Raw genomic sequence first — 16569 nt, 5'->3', positions numbered from 1 at the left:
ATCGCGCTCAGGAGTTGAAGGCGCTCTGCGTCTTCTCCAGGCCCACCGAGATCAGGCTCTCGACCGCGTCGGCGGCCTCCTGCGTGACGATGTCGGCCTCCGTGCGCTCGGTCTTGGCGAACGGCTTCAGGACGAAGTCGTGCACCGGCTGCTGTCCCGGCGGGCGGCCGATCCCGAACCGGACGCGCAGGAAGTCGCCCGTGCCGATCGACTGACGGATCGACTTGAGGCCGTTGTGCCCGTTGTCGCCGCCGCCGGACTTGCAGCGCAGCGAGCCGAGTGGGAGGTCGAGCTCGTCGTGGATGACGATGAGGCGCTCGGGCGTGACGTCGTAGTACTTCATCAGTGACGAGACGGCGCCGCCGCTCTCGTTCATGTAGGCACGCGACCGGCCCAGGACCGTGCGCTCGCCGGCGAGCAGTCCGGAGACGATGTCGGCGCGGGCCGCCTTCAGAGACGAGAACCGGCCGCCCATGCGGGCGGCCAGCTCATCGGTCACGTGGTACCCGACGTTGTGCCGGGTGGCGGCATAGGACGGGCCGGGGTTGCCCAGCCCGATGACCAGCCAGGTCATCAGCCCTCGGAGGACTCCGGCTCGGGCGCGCCCTCGGTGGGCGTCTCGGGCTGGTCGTGCTCGATGCCGGCATCGGCCTCGGCGCTCTCGAGCTCGGCGTCGACCTCGGCCGCGGTGGGCGCGTGGGTCAGGTTGAGGATCAGCAGGTCCTCCTCGACCGCGAGGGACGCGCCCTCGGGCAGGGCGAGGTCGGAGGCGAGCACCTGGGCGCCGACCTCGAGGCCGGCGACGGGCACCTCGATGTCGGTGGGGATGTGCGTGGCCTCGACCTCGAGGGAGACGGTGGTGTTCTCGGTGACGAGCAGCACGCCCGGCTCGGGCTCGCCGACGACGGTGATCGCGACGTCGACGGTGACCTTCTCGCCCTTCTTGACGATCAGCAGGTCGACGTGCTCGATGAAGCCCTTGAGCGGGTCGCGCTGGACCTGCTTCGGGATGGCCAGGTGGTTGTCCGAGCCCAGGTCGATCGCGAGCAGCGCGTTGGCGGTCTTGAGCGCCAGCATGGTGTCGTGGCCGGGCAGCGTGACGTGGATGGGGTCGGAGCCGTGTCCGTACAGGACGGCGGGAACCTTGTTCTCGCGACGGATGCGGCGGGCGGCACCCTTGCCGAACTCGGTGCGCTGCTCGGCGGAAAGCTTGATCTCGGCCACGGGGATTCTCTCCTTGGGAGGGGGTTCAGTCTGAAGTCTTTGGTCTCGGCGCTCGACACAGCACTCCTGTGGAGCGCCCTGTCGATCACGGTCAGGTGGACCCTCGCCGAGGCAACCCCACGAGTCTAACGCACCCTCGAGCGGGAGCCGAAATCGGCTGCGGACCCGGGATCAGGCCCAGCGGCGGGTCAGCACGAGATGCGTGGCCAGCGCCATCAGGGCGGAGACGGCCAGCGCGAGGACGCCGAGCGACTGCACGGTGAGCGCTCCGCTGAGCAGCACGACCGCGGAGGCGATCATGATCGCGCCGGCGACGGGATCGCGGACGCGTCCCTGCAGCCAGCCGGCGGCCAGCCGGGCGAGCACCACGATGAAGGCGGCGGCGACGAACAGCGCGACGGCCAGCACCACCAGCGGCAGCAGCAGGGACTCGCCGAGACCGCCGCCCACGAGCGCCAGCAGCAGCGTGGCGAGGACGCCGATCGCGGCGTAGAGCAGGCCCAGCTGCACGGCGGCGCGCAGCACCTGTCCCGTGGTCACGGCGTCCTCACTCCGAGAACAGGCTGGTGACCGAACCGTCCTCGAACACGGCCGAGACGGCCTGCGCGAGCAGCGGCGCGATCGACAGGACGGTGAGCTTGTCGAAGCGGTGCTCGTCGGCGAGCGGCAGCGTGTTGGTGACGATGACCTCAGTGGCGACGGAGTTCTTGAGCTTGTCGATCGCCTCGCCCGAGAACACGGCGTGGGTGGCCGCGATGACGACCTCGGCCGCCCCGTCGTTCATGAGCGCCTCGGCGGCCTGGCAGATCGTGCCGCCGGTGTCGATGAGGTCGTCGACCAGGATGCACGTGCGGCCGGCGACCTCGCCCACGACGCGGTTGGCCTTGGTGACGTTCGCCTTGGAGACGTCGCGGGTCTTGTGGATGAAGGCCAGCGGCGCGTTGTCGAACTGGCGCGCCCACTGCTCGGCCACCTTGATGCGACCGGCGTCCGGCGACACGACGGCGAGCGGCTTCTTGCCGTAGCGCTTGCGGACCTGACGGGTCAGGATCGGCATGGCCAGCAGGTGGTCGACCGGGCCGTCGAAGAAGCCCTGGATCTGCGCCGTGTGCAGGTCGACCGTCATGAGGCGGTCGGCGCCGGCGGCCAGGAAGAGGTCGGCCATGAGGCGCGCGCTGATCGGCTCGCGGCCCAGGTGCTTCTTGTCCTGGCGGGCGTAGCCGTAGAACGGCAGCACCACGGTGATGCGCTTGGCCGACGCGCGCTTGAGCGCGTCGATCATGATGAGCTGCTCCATGATCGACTCGTTGATCGGCGCCGCGTGGCTCTGGATCACGAAGGCGTCGCAGCCGCGGACCGACTCCTCGAAGCGGACGTAGATCTCGCCGTTCGCGAAGTCGTAGGCCGTGGTCGGAACGCAGTCGACCTCGAGCAGCTCGGCGACCTCCTTCGCCAGCGTGGGGTGCGCGCGGCCCGAGAACAACATGAGGTTGCTCGTGGGCGTGCGCTTACTGAGGCTCTTGTGAGTGGCCACCGCTGGTCTCCTGCGTGGTCTGGTCCGCGGCAAGCGCGGAAGGCGTACCCGGTCGCCGGCTCGCGACCCACCCCTCGATTGTCCTCTGTCCAGCGGCGGGGACGGCCAGCGCCCCCGGCGCCACGTCGTCGCGCACGACCGTTCCCGCGCCGGTGTGCGCTCCGTCACCGAGCTCGACGGGCGCCACGAACACGTTGTGGCAGCCGGTCTTCACGTGGGCACCGATGGTGGTCCGGTGCTTGTTCACCCCGTCATAGTTCGCCGTGATCGCCCCGGCACCGAGGTTGCTGCCCTCCCCCACCTCGGCGTCGCCGACGTAGGACAGGTGCGGCACCTTCGCGCCGGCGCCGATGTGGCTGTTCTTGACCTCGACGAACGTGCCCACCTTGCCGCCCTCGTCGATGACCGTGCCCGGGCGCAGGTAGGCGAACGGACCGACGCTGGCGCGGGGCCCGACGACGGAGTCCGAGCCGTGCGTGCGCACCACCGAGGCGTCGTCGCCGATCTCGACGTTGCGCACCGTGGTGTCCGGTCCGATCGTGACGCCCTCGCCGATCGTGGTGGCGCCCAGCAGCTGCGTGCCGGGCAGGATCGTGGTGTCGCGGCCGATCGTCACACCGGTGTCGATCCACGTGGTCCCGGGGTCGAGGATCGTGACGCCCTCGGCGAGCCAGTGGTTCACGATCCGCGTGTTCAGCTCGCGGCCGAGGCGGACGAGCTGGCGACGGTCGTTGACGCCCTCGGTCTGCCAGACGTCCTCCAGGACGTGCGCGCCGACGGGCAGCCCCTCGGTGACGGCCTGACCGACGATGTCCGTGAGGTACAGCTCGGCCTGCGCGTTGTCGGTGCTGAGCGCGCGCACGGCGCGGTCGAGGAACGGTCCGTCGACGACGAGGATGCCGCTGTTGACCTCGCGGGTCGCGCGCTCGTCGTCGGTGGCGTCCTTGTGCTCGCGGATCGCCACGACGGCGCCGGTCCCGTCGCGCAGAATGCGGCCGTAGCCGGTGGGGTCCTCGGGCTCGGAGGTGAGGATCGTGACGGCGCGGCCGTTGGCGCGGTGCTCGCCCACGAGCGCGCGCAGGGTGTCGGCCGAGAGCAGCGGCACGTCGGCGTAGGTGACGAGGTAGGTGGCGGCGTCGGCGCCCGCGGCGTCGAGCGCCACGCGCACCGCGTCGCCGGTGCCGCGCTGCTCGAACTGGACGGCGATCGTGACGGAGGGGTCGAGCGCGGCCACGGCGGCCTCGACCTGCTCGCGGTCGTGGCCCACGACGGTGACGACCCGGTCGACCCCGGCGGCCCGCACGGCGTCGAGCGCGTGGCCCAGCATGGGGCGCCCGGCGATCTCGTGCAGCACCTTCGCCCGGCGTGACTTCATGCGCGTCCCGGCCCCTGCGGCCAGGACGATCGCGGTGACCTGCTCGCTCACGGCACTCCTTCGTTGACGACCTTCCGAGTGTAGGTGCCTCCCGCGAGCCCAGCGGGTCAGTCGTCGTCGAGGCGCCCCAGGAGGTCGACCGCGGCGCGGGCGTAGTCGCTGATCCAGCGGTCGTGGATGCGCTTGATGGGCAGCGGGGCGAGGGACAGGTGGCGCTCGCGACCGATCTTCCGACCCGTGACCAGCTCGGCACGCTCCAGCACGCGCAGGTGCTGCAGGACCGTGGTGCGGTCGAGGTCGTCGAATGCCGCGCAGAGCGCACCCGTCGTCAGGGGCTCCTCGCGGAGCGCGTCGAGCATCCGCCGGCGGACGGGATTGGCGAGGGCCTTGAAGACCAGGTCGTCGTCACTCCTTTTCGTGGCGGCATTCATGTTGTAAATTTACAACACATGAGCCCTTCCACGCGTCTCGACACCCTGTCGTTCACCGTTTCCGGCCGCATCGCCCGACCCTGCGTCGAGGTGTACGAGGCCATCGTCGATCCCGACCAGCTCTCCCGGTACTTCACGACGGGCGGGGCGCGCGGCCGCCTCGAGCCCGGCGCCGAGGTGACCTGGGACTTCCACGACTACCCCGGCCGCTTCCCGGTGACCGTCGTCGAGGCCGACCCGCCCCGCCGCCTCGTGATCGAGTGGGAGGGCAACGCGACGACGAGCGACAGCGGCACGACGCGGACGACGTTCGAGCTCGAGCCCGTCGAGGGCGACGAGGGCCGCACCCTGGTCACCATCTCCGAGCAGTCGTGGACGGTGACCCCCGAGGGCGCCACGAACGCGTTCGGCAACTGCGAGGGCTGGACGGGGATGCTCGCCGCCCTCAAGGTGTGGGTCGAGCACGGGATCAACCTGCGTGAGGGCTTCTACCGCTGAGACGGCTCCCCGGGTAGGAGTCGAACCTACGTCGCTAGTCCTGATTCAAAGTCAGGCGGGCCCTGCCGGCAGACCAACCGGGGATCGGTGGCCTCAGGCTACCGGAGCCGCGCGGTCCGCCGACGCCCCCGTGAAGCGCTCCGGGGAACTATCTCTACGTCAAGATTCTTGATGGTCTACCGTGGCGACATGGACGAGGTCGACGAGATCGTCGCGGCGTGGCGCCGCGAGCGCCCGGACGTCGAGGTCTCCCCGCTGGAGGTCTTCAGCCGGCTCATGCGGCTGGCCAAGCACCTCGAGCGGCTCCGCAAGCAGGCCTTCACGACGCACGAGCTCGACGTGTGGGAGTGGGACGTCCTCTCGGCCCTCCGTCGCTCGGGCGAACCCTACGAGCTCTCCCCCGGCCACCTCGTCGCCGCCACGATGGTCACGAGCGGCACCATGACCAACCGCGTCGACCGGCTCGTCCAGCGCGGCCTGGTGCAGCGACGCCCCGCGCCCTCCGACCGGCGCGGCGTGCTGGTGCGGCTGACGCCGGAGGGCCGCCGTCGCGTCGACGGCGCGCTCGACACGCTGCTGGCCCTGGAGACCACGATCCTGGCGGACCTCCCGGAGTCCGAGCGCGACCACGTCGCCGACGCGCTGCGCACCCTCACGGCTCACTTCAACGGCTGACCCGCGGGTCAGGACTCGAGCTCGGCCGAGGCCTCGAGCCACGCCTCCTCGGTGGCCTCGAGCTCCTCGGCCAGCGGGCGGCGCTCGGCATCGAGCTCCATGAGCCGCGAGGGCTGGGTCGAGGCGTCGACCATCGCGCGGTCGAGGTCCGCGATCCGCTCGGTGAGCCGCTCGATCTGGCGCTCCATCCGGGCGACGTCCTTCTTCAGCTGGCGCTCGTTCTGGCCACCGCGCTGCGACGAGGACGCGGGCGCCGCCGGCTTCGCGGGGGCGCCGGAAGCGGCGACGGGCTGGGCCGCCCGGAGCCGGAGGTACTCGTCCACCCCGCCCGGCAGGTGGCGCAGGTGCGAGTCGAGGACGGCGAACTGGTGATCGGTGACGCGCTCGAGCAGGTAGCGGTCGTGCGACACCACCAGCAAGGTGCCGGGCCACGTGTCGAGGAGGTCCTCGATGGCCGCGAGCATGTCGGTGTCCATGTCGTTCGTCGGCTCGTCGAGGATCAGCACGTTCGGCTCGTCGAGCAGGATCAGCATGAGCTGCAGGCGTCGCTTCTGGCCGCCCGACAGGTCGCGCACCGGCGTGGAGAGCTGGGCGGAGGTGAAGCCGAGGCGCTCCAGCAGCTGGCCCGGGGTCATCTCCTTGCCCTCGGTCTCGTAGGACGTGCGCCTGCGGCCGACGACCTCGCTGACCCGGTCGTCCGCCACGGCGTCGAGATCGGCGAGGTGCTGCGTGAGGGCCGCGATCTTCACGGTCTTGCCACGCTTGACCCGGCCGGACGTGGCCGTCACCTCGCCCGTCACGAGGCCGAGCAGGGTGCTCTTGCCCGCGCCGTTCGGGCCCAGGATGCCGACGCGGTCGCCCGGACCGATCCGCCACTCCACGTCGCGCAGGACGGGTCGGTCGTCGTAGGAGACCGAGACGTCGAGGATGTCGACGACGTCCTTGCCCAGCCGCGCCGTGGCGAGCTTGGCCAGGGACACCGAGTCGCGCACGGGCGGCTCGCGCTCGATCAGCTCGTTCGCCGCGTCGATGCGGAACTTGGGCTTCGACGTCCGGGCGGGCGCGCCGCGTCGCAGCCAGGCCAGCTCCTTGCGCATGAGGTTCTGGCGCCGCTCCTCGCTGGCGGCGGCCTGCCGGTCGCGCTCGACGCGCTGCAGCACGTAGGCCGCGTAGCCGCCCTCGTAGGCGTCCACGCGCGCGTCGTGGACCTCCCACGTCAGCGTGCATACCTCGTCGAGGAACCAGCGGTCGTGGGTGACCACGAGGAGCGCCTCGGTGCGCCGCCGCACGTGGTCGGCGAGCCACGTGACGCCCTCGAGGTCGAGGTGGTTGGTGGGCTCATCGAGGATCAGCAGGTCCCAGCGCCGCACCAGCGTGCGCGCCAGCGCGACGCGGCGCCGCTGCCCACCGCTGAGGGTGCCGACCTCGGCGTGGTGGTCGACGTCGCCCATCAGCCCCGCGAGCACATCGCGGACCGCCGGGTCGGACGCCCACTCGTGCTCGGGCCGGTCGCCCACGACGGAGCCGATCGCGGTGAGGCTCGGGTCGAGGACGTCGTCCTGCTCGACGACGCCCACGCGCAGGTCGCGGCGCCACGTGACGCGGCCGGAGTCGGGCTCGAGCCGCTTGGCCAGGATGCGCAGGAGGGTGGACTTGCCGTCGCCGTTGCGGCCGACGACGCCGATCCGGTCGCCGTCGCCGACGCCGATCGTGACGTCGGACAGGACGGTGCCGGACGGGAAGGACTGCGCGATGCGCTCGCCGACGACGAGGGGCGGCATCAGACGAGCCGCGCCCCGGACACGGGTCCGCGGGACTGGATGACGTCGGCGGCCGACCCCGTGCTGGCGAGCGCCATCGCGAGGTCGAGCGCGTGCTCCTCGGAGGCGGCCAGGAAGGCCGTGGTGGGACCGGAGCCCGAGATCACGGCACCGAGTGCGCCGGCCTCGAGGCCGACCTCGAGGGTGTCGGCCAGCTCGGGACGCAGCGAGAGCGAGGCATCGGTGAGGTCGTTGGACAGCGCCCGCCCGAGCGCGTGGGCATCACCGGCGCGCAGCGCGTTGATCAGCTCGTCGGGCACCTCGGGCACCTCGGGCGCGTCCGGGTTGAGCCGGTCGAACTCGGCGTAGACCGCAGCGGTCGAGAGTCCTTCGGACGACGTGGCGAACACCCAGTGGTAGCCGCCGCGAGCCAGGACGGGGCTGACGGTCTCGCCGCGACCACCGCCGATCGCGTTGCCGCCGTGCAGCAGGAACGGGACGTCGCTGCCCAGCTCGGCGGCCAGCGGCTCGAGGTCGGCCCGGCCCAGCCCACCGCCCCAGAGCTCGTTGCAGCCCACGAGGGCCGCGGCCGCGTCGGCGGACCCGCCGGCCATGCCACCGGCCACCGGGATCACCTTGCGGATCGCGATGTCCGCGCCGAGGTTCGGGTCGCCGAGCCGCTCGCGCAGCAACTGCGCCGCGCGGACGGCGATGTTGTCGGGGCCCTCCGGCACGCTCATGCCCTCGGGCAGGTCGAACTCGGTGTGCACGGCGACGCTCAGCTCGCCGTCCTCGCGCGCGGTGATGCGCAGCTCGTCGTGGAGGTCCACGGCCTGGTAGACGGTGGCCAGCGGGTGGAACCCGTCAGGGCGCACGCGTCCGACGCCCAAGCACAGATTGATCTTGGCCGGCACGCGCACGGTCACCCTCGTCACCACGGGCACCAACCTAACGGGCGTGCCTGCGGGTACGCCTCGCGCCGTGATCACGCCGGTCGGACGCGCCCGGGCGGTGAGCCTTCAGCCTCGCTGCTGGCGTACCGATCGCGGCTTTACTGCGCGGCCCGCCGAGGTCGACTTCGAGTCCGTGACCGCTGGCGGCACGAGCAGCGGGCGCCACGACGACGTCCATGCCTCGCCGGTCAGACTGCGCCGGATGGTTCGCCACGCGATCACGAGCATGGCAGTGACCGACCCGAGGAGGACGGGAACCAGGACCACCGCTCCCGGCGCGGATGACGGAGTGGACGAGAGCACCAGGCCGGCCGTCACGACACCCACGACCAGGCCGGCGAGCTGGCAGTCGAATGCTCGGGCGACCGGCACCGCGAGCCGTGGGTTCCGTCGCGTCGCCCAGTACAGGACGAAGGGAAGGAGGATCCCGAGGCTCAACAGCGGCGCTGCGAACGCGAGGACGACGAGGGTCACCTCGGACGACTTCTGCGAGACATCCGACCTGGGCGGCACGCTCGGCCTGGACGAGGTCGCACGTCGGACGACGAAGCCGACCAGCAGCCCGAGCGCCATCGCGCCGAGCACGATCCACGGACGGCTGCGGACATTGCGCTCGCAGATCTCGTCGACGACCGGGGAGAGATCGTCGGCTGCCGTTCCGGCGCTCCAGACGGGACCGCAGTCGAACGACGGCGCTCCGAACTCCGAGAGATCGGCCGTCACGGGCATAAAGACGCCCAGGGCGAGGACCAAGGTGATCCAAATCAGCGGCAGGAGTCTGGCCACGCGGCAACCTCGATCTCAGGCGGTGTGAGGTCTCATTCAAGCCGATCGTGTCCCAGCCGGAGCCGAAACCGCGCGATCGCGACAGCGGCGACGGAAAGTCGGCTCAGCGCGGGGGCAGGGCGTCGGCGACGGCAGCGAACTGCTCGACGGTGAGCTGCTCGCCGCGGGTGCGCGGGTCGATGCCCGCCGCCAGGAGGGCGCGCTCGGCGACGTCGCCGCCACCGGCGTAGCCCGACAGCGCGGCGCGGAGTGTCTTGCGGCGCTGAGCGAACGCGGCGTCGACGACGCCGAATACCGTCTTGCGGTCGCCCGCCGGGGGTTCGCGCCGGGTGAGGGCGACGAGCGCGGAGTCCACGTTGGGCGCCGGCCAGAACACGTTGCGGCCGATGTTGCCGGCCAGGCGTACGTCGGCGTACCAGGCGGCCTTCACGCTGGGGATGCCGTACGTCCTGGAGCCGGGCCCGGCGGCCAGCCGGTGCGCGACCTCGGCCTGCACCATCACGAGTACGGTGCGCAGCGACGGGAACGTCTCGAGGAAGTGCAGCAGCACCGGCACCGACACGTTGTACGGCAGGTTCGCCACGAGAGCCGTGGGCGGCGGGCCCGGCAGCTCGCGGACGTGCATCGCGTCGGCGACCACGAGGTCGAAGCGGTCGGCCGTACCGGGCGCGAACTCCTCCACCGTGGCCGGCAGCAGACCCGCCAGCACGTCGTCGATCTCGACGGCCGTGACGTGGCTGGAGCGATCGAGCAGGGCCAGCGTCAGCGAGCCGAGACCGGGCCCGATCTCGACCACGACGTCGTCGGGGCCGACACCGGAGACGTCGACGATGCGGCGCACCGTGTTGCCGTCGATGACGAAGTTCTGCCCCTTCTGCTTCGTGGGGCGCACGCCGGCCTCGGCCGCCAGCCGACGGATGTCGGCGGCGCCGAGGAGGCGGACGGAGCGGTCGGCTCCGGACTCGCTCAGTTGACGCCGACCTTCGCCGCGCAGGACCACTGGCCCCACCCGGAGCGCGCCTGCAGGATCTTGGCGTACTTGATCTGGGTGGCCTTGCTGTGCTGGTGCGGGAGCCCGGGGCCGCCGACGCTGTGCCACGTGGCGGCCGAGAACTGCAGCCCGCCGTAGTAGCCGTTGCCGGTGTTGATGCTCCAGTTGCCACCCGACTCGCACTTCGCGATGCGGTCCCAGACGCCGCCGTCGACGGTGTCGGGGTTCTTCGTGCCGCGCTTCTGCACCTCGGCGATCGGCGGGCGGACCGTGCTGCGCGAGATGACGCGGCGCTTGCGTACCTCGCCGTCGGCGAGGATCAGCTCGACCTTCGCGCGGACGAGACCGTCGCGGCCCTCCTTGAGGACCTCGGTGTCGCCCTCGTACAGCGAGGAGTCGTCGGTGAACTCGACCTCGTGGTCGACCTCGATCTTCTCGGTGCGGGTGACCTTCTCGATCCGCACGACGCGCAGCGACTGGCGCGGCTTGAGGTACGACCCGAGTCCGGGCTTGACCTCGTCCATCTCGCCGACCTTCACGCCGCGCTGCTGGAGCAGCGACTGGACCGTGGGGGCGGCGGTGACGAGCTTCTGCCTCTTGCCGTCCACCTTGAGGATGACGGGCTTGGGGTTGCTCACGACGACGCTGTTGCCCTCGAGGCCGAGCCGCTCGTCGGGAGCCATCGAGAACGAGGCGCCCTCCTTCGGCTGGACGTTGAGGGTCTCCAGCGCGCCGGCGACGTCGACGTCGTTCACGGTGCGCTGACTGATCTTGCCGTCGACCACGAGGGTGACGGCCTTCGCGCGGCGGACCTTCACGACGTCGCCGTCGTCGAGGTCGGTGGCCGGCGCGGGGCTGACCTGGTCGGCGGGGTCGAGCGTGACGTTCTTCTCTGCGAGGAGCTCGCTGACGGTCTCGCTCTCGGTGCGGACCTCGGTGACGACGCCGTCGACGTCGAAGCGGACGAGGTCGTCGTAGGTCGAGGCGTGGACGACGCCGCCGACGGCTACGGCCAGACCGACGGCCACCAGGGCCATCGTGACGGTGTTCCGGGGGGTGACTTCAGGCAACAAACGGGGCACAAACTACCTCAGGGGTTGGAGATACAACCTTTCCACCATGCGTGTTGGTGGCGGCAATTTCAAATCCTGTGACTCATGTGACTGTAGCGACTCGCTCCGGCCAGTGTCCGCCGAACGCCCGATCGGTGTTCTCGTCGATGGCCTCGCACAGCTCGGCCACGTCGGTCTGGAGCACCTCGGCCATGAAGCGCACGGTGTGCGGGATGAGGAAGGAGGCGTTCGGCTCGCCCCGGTGCGGCATGGGCGTGAGGAAGGGCGCGTCGGTCTCCACGAGGATGCGGTCGCGGGGCGCGATGCGCAGTGCCTCACGCAGGTTCTCGGCGTTCTTGAACGTGACGGTGCCGGCGAACGAGAGGTACGCGCCCCGGTCGACGCACCGCTGCGCGAACTCGGCGTCGCCGCTGAAGCAGTGCATGATCACGCGCTCCGGGACGCCCTCGCCGTCGAGGATCGCGAGCACGTCGTCGTGGGCGTCACGGTCGTGGATCACCAGCGAGCGGTCGTGGCGCTTCGCGATGCGGATGTGCTGGCGGAAGCTGTGGTGCTGGAGCGGACGCAGCTCGGGACCGGTGCGGAAGTAGTCCAGACCCGTCTCCCCCACGGCGCGCACCACGGGGTCGGCGGCGAGCCGGTCGATCTCGGCGAGGTCGGCCTCGAGGGTGTCGCTGCGGGCCGCGTCGTTGGGGTGCATCGCGACCGCCGCCACCACGCTCGGCTGCGTGCGGGCGACCTCGACCGCCCAGCGCGAGCCGGCCAGGTCGCAGCCGACCTGCACGGTGCGGGTGACCCCGACCGCGGCGGCACGGTCGAGCGCTTCGTCGACGGGGATGAGCGCGCCCCCGCGGATGCGGGTGTCGAGGTGGCAGTGGTTGTCCACGACCGGGCGCGGCAGCGCCTCGGGCGCGGCCGGCCAGCCCTCGGTGAGCGTCACCGGCTCAGGCCTCGGCGAGGTCGATGCGCGGGAACAGCGACGGCACCTTCGTGATGGTGGCCCCGGGCCGGAGGCGGCCCCACTGCGCGGCCTCGTCGATGCGCTGGTCGGCCAGCGCGCCCAGGCCGGGCTCGGCACCGAGCGACTCCCACAGCGAGGCGGTCGCCTTCGGCATCACCGGGTGCAGCGTGACGGCCAGGACCCGCAGGCCCTCGGCGGCGGTGTTGAGGATCGTGCCGAGGCGCTCGCGCTGGGACTCGTCCTTCGCGACGGCCCACGGCTCGGACTCGGTGATGTAGAGGTTCAGCGCGTCGACGATGCGCCAGATCGCGGCGAGCGCGTCCTGCGGCGCGATGCGCTCCATCGCCTCGTCGGCCTCGGTCACCGCGGCCGCGACCGTGTCGACGATGTGCTGCTCGGCGTCGCTCAGCGGGCCCGCCGGCGGCAGCTCGCCGTCGAAGTACTTGCCGATCATCGCGGCCACGCGCGAGGCGAGGTTGCCGAAGCCGTTGGCGAGCTCGGCGTGGTAGCGCGCGCCGATGTCCTCCCACGAGATCGAGCCGTCGCTGCCGAACGTGAGGGCGCGCGTGAAGTAGTAGCGGTAGGCGTCCGAGCCGAACGTGCCGACGATCTCGGTGGGGTGGATGCCGTTGGCCTTGCTTTTGCTCATCTTCTGGCCGCCGACCAGCAGCCAGCCGTGCGCGAAGACGCGGTGCGGCACGGGCAGTCCGGCGGCCATCAGCAGCGCGGGCCAGATCACCGCGTGGAAGCGGACGATGTCCTTGCCGACGAAGTGCACGTTCGCGGGCCACAGGTCCTCGAAGCGCTCGTCGTCGACGCCGTACCCGGCGGCCGTGACGTAGTTGAGCAACGCCTCGATCCACACGTACATGACGTGCGAGTCGTCCCACGGCAGCGGGATGCCCCAGTCGAACGTGGAGCGCGAGATCGACAGGTCCTTGAGGCCGCCGCGCACGAACGCGATGACCTCGTTGCGGGCGGACTCGGGCTGGACGAAGTCGGGGCGCTCCTCGTAGAGCGCGAGCAGCCGCTCGGCGTACTTGCTCAGCGGGAAGAAGTAGTTCTCCTCGGTGACGTGCTCGAGCCGGCTGCCGTCGAGGGTGGAGACCTTGAAGCCCTCGTCCTCCCCCTCGCCGTCGGCGACGTACTCGTCGGCCACGAACTCCTCGGAGCCGACGCTGTACCAGCCGGAGAACTCGCCCCGGTAGACCTCGCCGCGGTCATTGAGGTCCTGCCAGAACGCCTGGGCGCCCTTCTCGTGGCGCGGCTCGGTGGTGCGGATGAAGTCGTCGTTGGCCGCGTCGATCGTGCGCAGCATCGGCAGCCACTCGTTCTCCACGAGGCGGTCCACCCACTCCTGCGGCGAGACGCCGTTGGCGTCGGCCTTGCGCAGCACCTTCTGGCCGTGCTCGTCGACGCCGGTCAGGTAGTGGACCCGCTCGCCGCGCTGGCGGTGCCACCGCGTGATGACGTCGCCGATCGTGGTCGTGTAGCCGTGACCGATGTGGGGAGCGTCGTTGACGTAGTAGATCGGCGTCGTGGCGTAGAAGGTGGGTTCGGGCACGAGTCCGAGTCTAGTGATCGCGCCGACAGGGTCCGGACCGCCCGGCGCGCGTAACGAGAATCACCCGCCTCGCCTCTGGGGCAACCGCGGGTGACGCTGGAGACTGGAAGGTCGGGCCACCTCCCCGGCCCCGGGAGCGAGAATCATGAGAATCGAAGCGATCGCCACGTCGGTGGACGGCCCGCACTCTGCGGTGCTGGAGCCGACCTCGGCCACCATCGAGTCCGGAGGGGTGACCGTCGTCGACGGCCCGCCCGGCACCGGTCACACCGCGTTCAGCCTGCTGCTCGGCGGCCGGCTGGTCCCGTCCTCGGGACGGGTGCTCATCGACGGTGAGGCCGACGGGCAGCGGTTGCGCGACGAGGTGGCGCTGGTGGACGTTCCCGACGTCTCCGAGCCCGACGACGTCGTCTCGCTGGCCACCACGATGGGCGAGGAGCTGGCGATGGCGCGAAGGCCCGCGGGTCGACGCGACGTCCGCGACTGGCTCGAGGAGCGCGACGCGCAGGAGTGGCGGCGCACCCGCGTGGAGGACGTCCCACCCGACGTGCGGCTCGCGCTGCTGGCCGACATCGCGGCCCGGCGGCCCGGTGTCACGGCGCTCGTGCTGTGCTGCCCCGACCGGTACGGCGCCGATCCCCACGCCGCGCTCGGCGTGGCCCATGAGCTGGCCGACCGAGGCCTTGCGGTGTGCCTGCAGCTGACCACCAACTCGCTGCGGAACGTCAGGACCTCGCACGCGACCCTCGGAGGTGCCCGGTGACCGCACTGAGGCTCGCCCTGAGCGAGCTGCGCCGCCTCACCGCCGGACGGATGCCGCGGCTGGCCGTGCTGGCGATCGTGCTGATCCCGACCATGTACGCCTCCCTCTACCTGTGGGCCAACCACGACCCCTACGGCAAGCTCGCCTCCGTGCAGGCGGCGCTCGTCGTCGAGGACGTGCCCGCCGACAGCGCCCAGAGCGGCACCGTGCACGCCGGGCGGGACGTGGCCCGCGACCTCGTCGAGGACGGCTCGTTCGACTGGCAGCAGGTCGGGTCCGACGAGGCCGCGGCCGGGGTCGAGGACGGCACCTACCTGTTCGCCCTCACGATCCCCCGCGGCTTCTCCACCGCCCTCGCGTCGACGGCGGACTTCGACCCGGCGCAGGGCACGCTGATCCTCACGACCAACGAGGCGAACAACTACCTCTCCTCGACCATCGCCGAGCAGGTGCTGACGAAGGTCAGCTCCTCCATCGCCGAGAACGTCAGCGAGCGGGCCGCCTCCTCCTTCCTGCTCGGCTTCTCGACGCTGCACGACCAGCTGAAGGAGGCCGGCGAGGGCGCCGAGACGCTCGCCGACGGCCTCGTCGACGCACTCGACGGCGCCCAGCGGCTCAGCGCGGGCGCCACCGAGCTGTCCGCGGGCGAGGCCAGGTTGGTGGAGGGCCAGCGCGCCCTCGGCGCCGGCCTGGACGACGCCGCGACCGGAGCCGGCACGCTGGCCTCTGGGGCCGACACGCTGTCCGACGGCGCCGGCGAGCTCGCCTCGGGCGCGCGGCGCGTCGCCGACGGCAACGCCGAATTGGCCACAGTCGCCGACCGCATCGCCGAGGCGTCCGCGCAGGCCAACGGCGATCTCGACACGGCACGTGCCGACATCGCCGAGCGGCTGGCCGCCTCCGGCCTGGACCCGGCCGAGCAGGAGGCGATCCTCGCCTCGCTCGATGACCTGCGCCAGCCCTTGGACGACCTGGACGAGCGGGTGCAGACCACCACCGGCCAGATCGACGAGCTGGCCGACGGGGCGGACCGCGTGGCCTCGGGTGCGGGCGAGCTCCGCGCGGGAGCCACCCGGCTCTCCGACGGCGCCGGGACGCTGCGTGACGGCCTGCAGACTGCGCGCGACGGCAACGCCGAGCTCCTCGCGGGACAGACCGACGCCCAGGACGGCGCCGCCCAGCTGGCCGACGGCGCGGGCACCCTCGCCTCCGGGCTCGAGAGCGCCCGCGACGGCTCCCGCGAGCTGGCCGACGGGCTCGCCGACGGCGTGCGGTCGATCCCCGACCTCTCCGAGCAACGCCGCGACGAGACGGCGCGCACGATCGCCTCGCCCATCCGGACCGAGGACGTCGCCCAGGCCTCCGCCGACAGCTACGGTGCCGGACTGGCGCCGTTCTTCCTCGCGATCGGCGCGTGGGTGGGCGGCTACGTCATGTTCCTGCTGGTGCGCCCGCTGTCGAACCGCGCGATCGCGGCGCGGCAGTCGCCGTGGCGCACGGCGCTGGGTGGCTGGCTCACGCCTGCCGCACTCGCCGCGGCACAGGTGCTGATCATGCTCGCGGTGGTGATGTCGGTCGTCGGCATCGACGTCCTGCGCGCGACGCAGGTGGCGTTCTTCCTGCTGCTCGTGGGAGCGGCCTTCGTGGCGATCGTGCACGCCCTGAACGCCTGGCTCGGTCCCGTGGGACAGCTGCTCGGGCTCGTGCTGCTGGTGCTCCAGCTGGCCAGTGCGGGCGGCACGTTCCCGTGGCAGACCCTGCCACCCACGCTGCAGTCGATCCACCACGTCCTGCCGATGACCTACGCGATCGACGGGATCCGGCACCTGATGTACGGCGCGAACCTCGACTCGCTGCCGCGCGACATCGCGGTGCTGGCCGCCTACGTCGTCGGAGGCGTCGCCATCTCCGCGGGCGCCGCCTACCGCCGCCGGATCTGGCGCGTCTCGCAGATCAAGCCCGAGATCGCGCTCTGACCCGG

17 protein-coding genes and 1 tRNA gene are annotated in these 16569 nt (G+C 71.5%); 4 read left to right on the top strand and 14 right to left on the bottom strand.

The window, feature by feature from the left end; all coding sequences use genetic code 11:
• Positions 1 to 7 precede the first annotated feature (7 nt).
• From pth to B2363_RS06655, 6 genes are all read right to left on the bottom strand, one after another.
• A complete protein-coding gene (gene pth / locus B2363_RS06680; protein WP_181754725.1) occupies positions 8 to 574 on the bottom strand; it encodes an aminoacyl-tRNA hydrolase in 567 nt (188 codons plus the stop codon).
• The gene (locus tag B2363_RS06675; RefSeq protein ID WP_181754723.1) at positions 574 to 1224 is read right to left on the bottom strand and encodes a 50S ribosomal protein L25/general stress protein Ctc; all 651 of its coding nucleotides are present in this window, start codon (positions 1222 to 1224) and stop codon (positions 574 to 576) included. Before B2363_RS06675 ends, pth begins: the two co-directional genes overlap by 1 nt.
• Positions 1225 to 1395: 171 nt before the next feature.
• Positions 1396 to 1764 (bottom strand): hypothetical protein, encoded by a 369-nt coding sequence (locus tag B2363_RS06670; protein WP_286929299.1) that lies wholly within the window; start codon positions 1762 to 1764, stop codon positions 1396 to 1398.
• 7 nt (positions 1765 to 1771) lie between these two features.
• Entirely contained in the window at positions 1772 to 2710 is a 939-nt protein-coding gene (locus tag B2363_RS06665; RefSeq protein ID WP_181756193.1) for a ribose-phosphate diphosphokinase, read from the bottom strand.
• A 22-nt stretch (positions 2711 to 2732) separates the two neighbouring features.
• Complete coding sequence (gene glmU, locus B2363_RS06660) at positions 2733 to 4184, bottom strand: bifunctional UDP-N-acetylglucosamine diphosphorylase/glucosamine-1-phosphate N-acetyltransferase GlmU (RefSeq protein WP_286929298.1); 1452 nt, start codon at positions 4182 to 4184, stop codon at positions 2733 to 2735.
• 56 nt (positions 4185 to 4240) lie between these two features.
• Positions 4241 to 4564, bottom strand: a complete 324-nt coding sequence (locus tag B2363_RS06655) for an ArsR/SmtB family transcription factor (protein WP_286929297.1) — start codon at positions 4562 to 4564, stop codon at positions 4241 to 4243.
• Positions 4565 to 4582: 18 nt separating this feature from the next.
• Between B2363_RS06655 and B2363_RS06650 the strand changes: the two genes are divergently transcribed.
• On the top strand, positions 4583 to 5062 hold the full coding sequence (locus B2363_RS06650) for an SRPBCC domain-containing protein (protein WP_286929295.1): 480 nt from the start codon (positions 4583 to 4585) through the stop codon (positions 5060 to 5062).
• 5 nt (positions 5063 to 5067) lie between these two features.
• On the opposite strand, the gene B2363_RS06645 is transcribed toward B2363_RS06650, so the two are convergent.
• Positions 5068 to 5146 (bottom strand) — tRNA-Gln (locus B2363_RS06645).
• A 105-nt stretch (positions 5147 to 5251) separates the two neighbouring features.
• Here B2363_RS06645 and B2363_RS06640 point away from each other — a divergent pair.
• Positions 5252 to 5737, top strand: a complete 486-nt coding sequence (locus B2363_RS06640; protein ID WP_181754703.1) for a MarR family winged helix-turn-helix transcriptional regulator — start codon at positions 5252 to 5254, stop codon at positions 5735 to 5737.
• An 8-nt stretch (positions 5738 to 5745) separates the two neighbouring features.
• Here the strand turns inward: B2363_RS06640 and B2363_RS06635 are convergent, their stop codons facing one another.
• From B2363_RS06635 to metG, 7 genes are all read right to left on the bottom strand, one after another.
• Positions 5746 to 7518: an ABC-F family ATP-binding cassette domain-containing protein gene (locus B2363_RS06635; protein ID WP_286929293.1), complete on the bottom strand. Its 1773-nt coding sequence runs from the start codon at positions 7516 to 7518 to the stop codon at positions 5746 to 5748.
• A complete protein-coding gene (locus B2363_RS06630) occupies positions 7518 to 8435 on the bottom strand; it encodes a 4-(cytidine 5'-diphospho)-2-C-methyl-D-erythritol kinase (protein ID WP_313600944.1) in 918 nt (305 codons plus the stop codon). The genes B2363_RS06635 and B2363_RS06630 overlap by 1 nt, the downstream gene beginning before the upstream one ends.
• Positions 8436 to 8516: 81 nt before the next feature.
• Entirely contained in the window at positions 8517 to 9236 is a 720-nt protein-coding gene (locus B2363_RS06625; RefSeq protein ID WP_286929291.1) for a hypothetical protein, read from the bottom strand.
• A gap of 103 nt (positions 9237 to 9339) precedes the next feature.
• The gene (rsmA, locus tag B2363_RS06620; protein WP_286929764.1) at positions 9340 to 10236 is read right to left on the bottom strand and encodes a 16S rRNA (adenine(1518)-N(6)/adenine(1519)-N(6))-dimethyltransferase RsmA; all 897 of its coding nucleotides are present in this window, start codon (positions 10234 to 10236) and stop codon (positions 9340 to 9342) included.
• Positions 10203 to 11255 (bottom strand): resuscitation-promoting factor, encoded by a 1053-nt coding sequence (locus tag B2363_RS06615; RefSeq protein ID WP_286929289.1) that lies wholly within the window; start codon positions 11253 to 11255, stop codon positions 10203 to 10205. The genes rsmA and B2363_RS06615 overlap by 34 nt, the downstream gene beginning before the upstream one ends.
• A gap of 127 nt (positions 11256 to 11382) precedes the next feature.
• On the bottom strand, positions 11383 to 12240 hold the full coding sequence (locus B2363_RS06610; RefSeq protein WP_286929288.1) for a TatD family hydrolase: 858 nt from the start codon (positions 12238 to 12240) through the stop codon (positions 11383 to 11385).
• A gap of 4 nt (positions 12241 to 12244) precedes the next feature.
• The gene (gene metG, locus B2363_RS06605; RefSeq protein ID WP_286929287.1) at positions 12245 to 13825 is read right to left on the bottom strand and encodes a methionine--tRNA ligase; all 1581 of its coding nucleotides are present in this window, start codon (positions 13823 to 13825) and stop codon (positions 12245 to 12247) included.
• Between the two features lie 145 nt (positions 13826 to 13970).
• Between metG and B2363_RS06600 the strand changes: the two genes are divergently transcribed.
• Together B2363_RS06600 and B2363_RS06595 are read left to right on the top strand one after the other, a co-directional pair.
• Positions 13971 to 14588: a hypothetical protein gene (locus B2363_RS06600; RefSeq protein ID WP_286929286.1), complete on the top strand. Its 618-nt coding sequence runs from the start codon at positions 13971 to 13973 to the stop codon at positions 14586 to 14588.
• Positions 14585 to 16564 carry a YhgE/Pip domain-containing protein gene (locus B2363_RS06595; RefSeq protein WP_286929285.1) on the top strand — a complete coding sequence of 660 codons (1980 nt, stop codon included), beginning with the start codon at positions 14585 to 14587 and terminating at the stop codon, positions 16562 to 16564. The genes B2363_RS06600 and B2363_RS06595 overlap by 4 nt, the downstream gene beginning before the upstream one ends.
• The last annotated feature ends 5 nt before the right edge of the window (positions 16565 to 16569 follow it).

The sequence above is a fragment of the Aeromicrobium sp. UBA7512 genome, from assembly GCF_002476985.1.
In the GTDB taxonomy this organism is placed as follows: Bacteria; Actinomycetota; Actinomycetes; order Propionibacteriales; family Nocardioidaceae; genus Aeromicrobium; species Aeromicrobium phoceense.
Note: the sequence above shows the minus strand (reverse complement) of the source record. Positions and strands in the feature narration are given on the sequence as shown.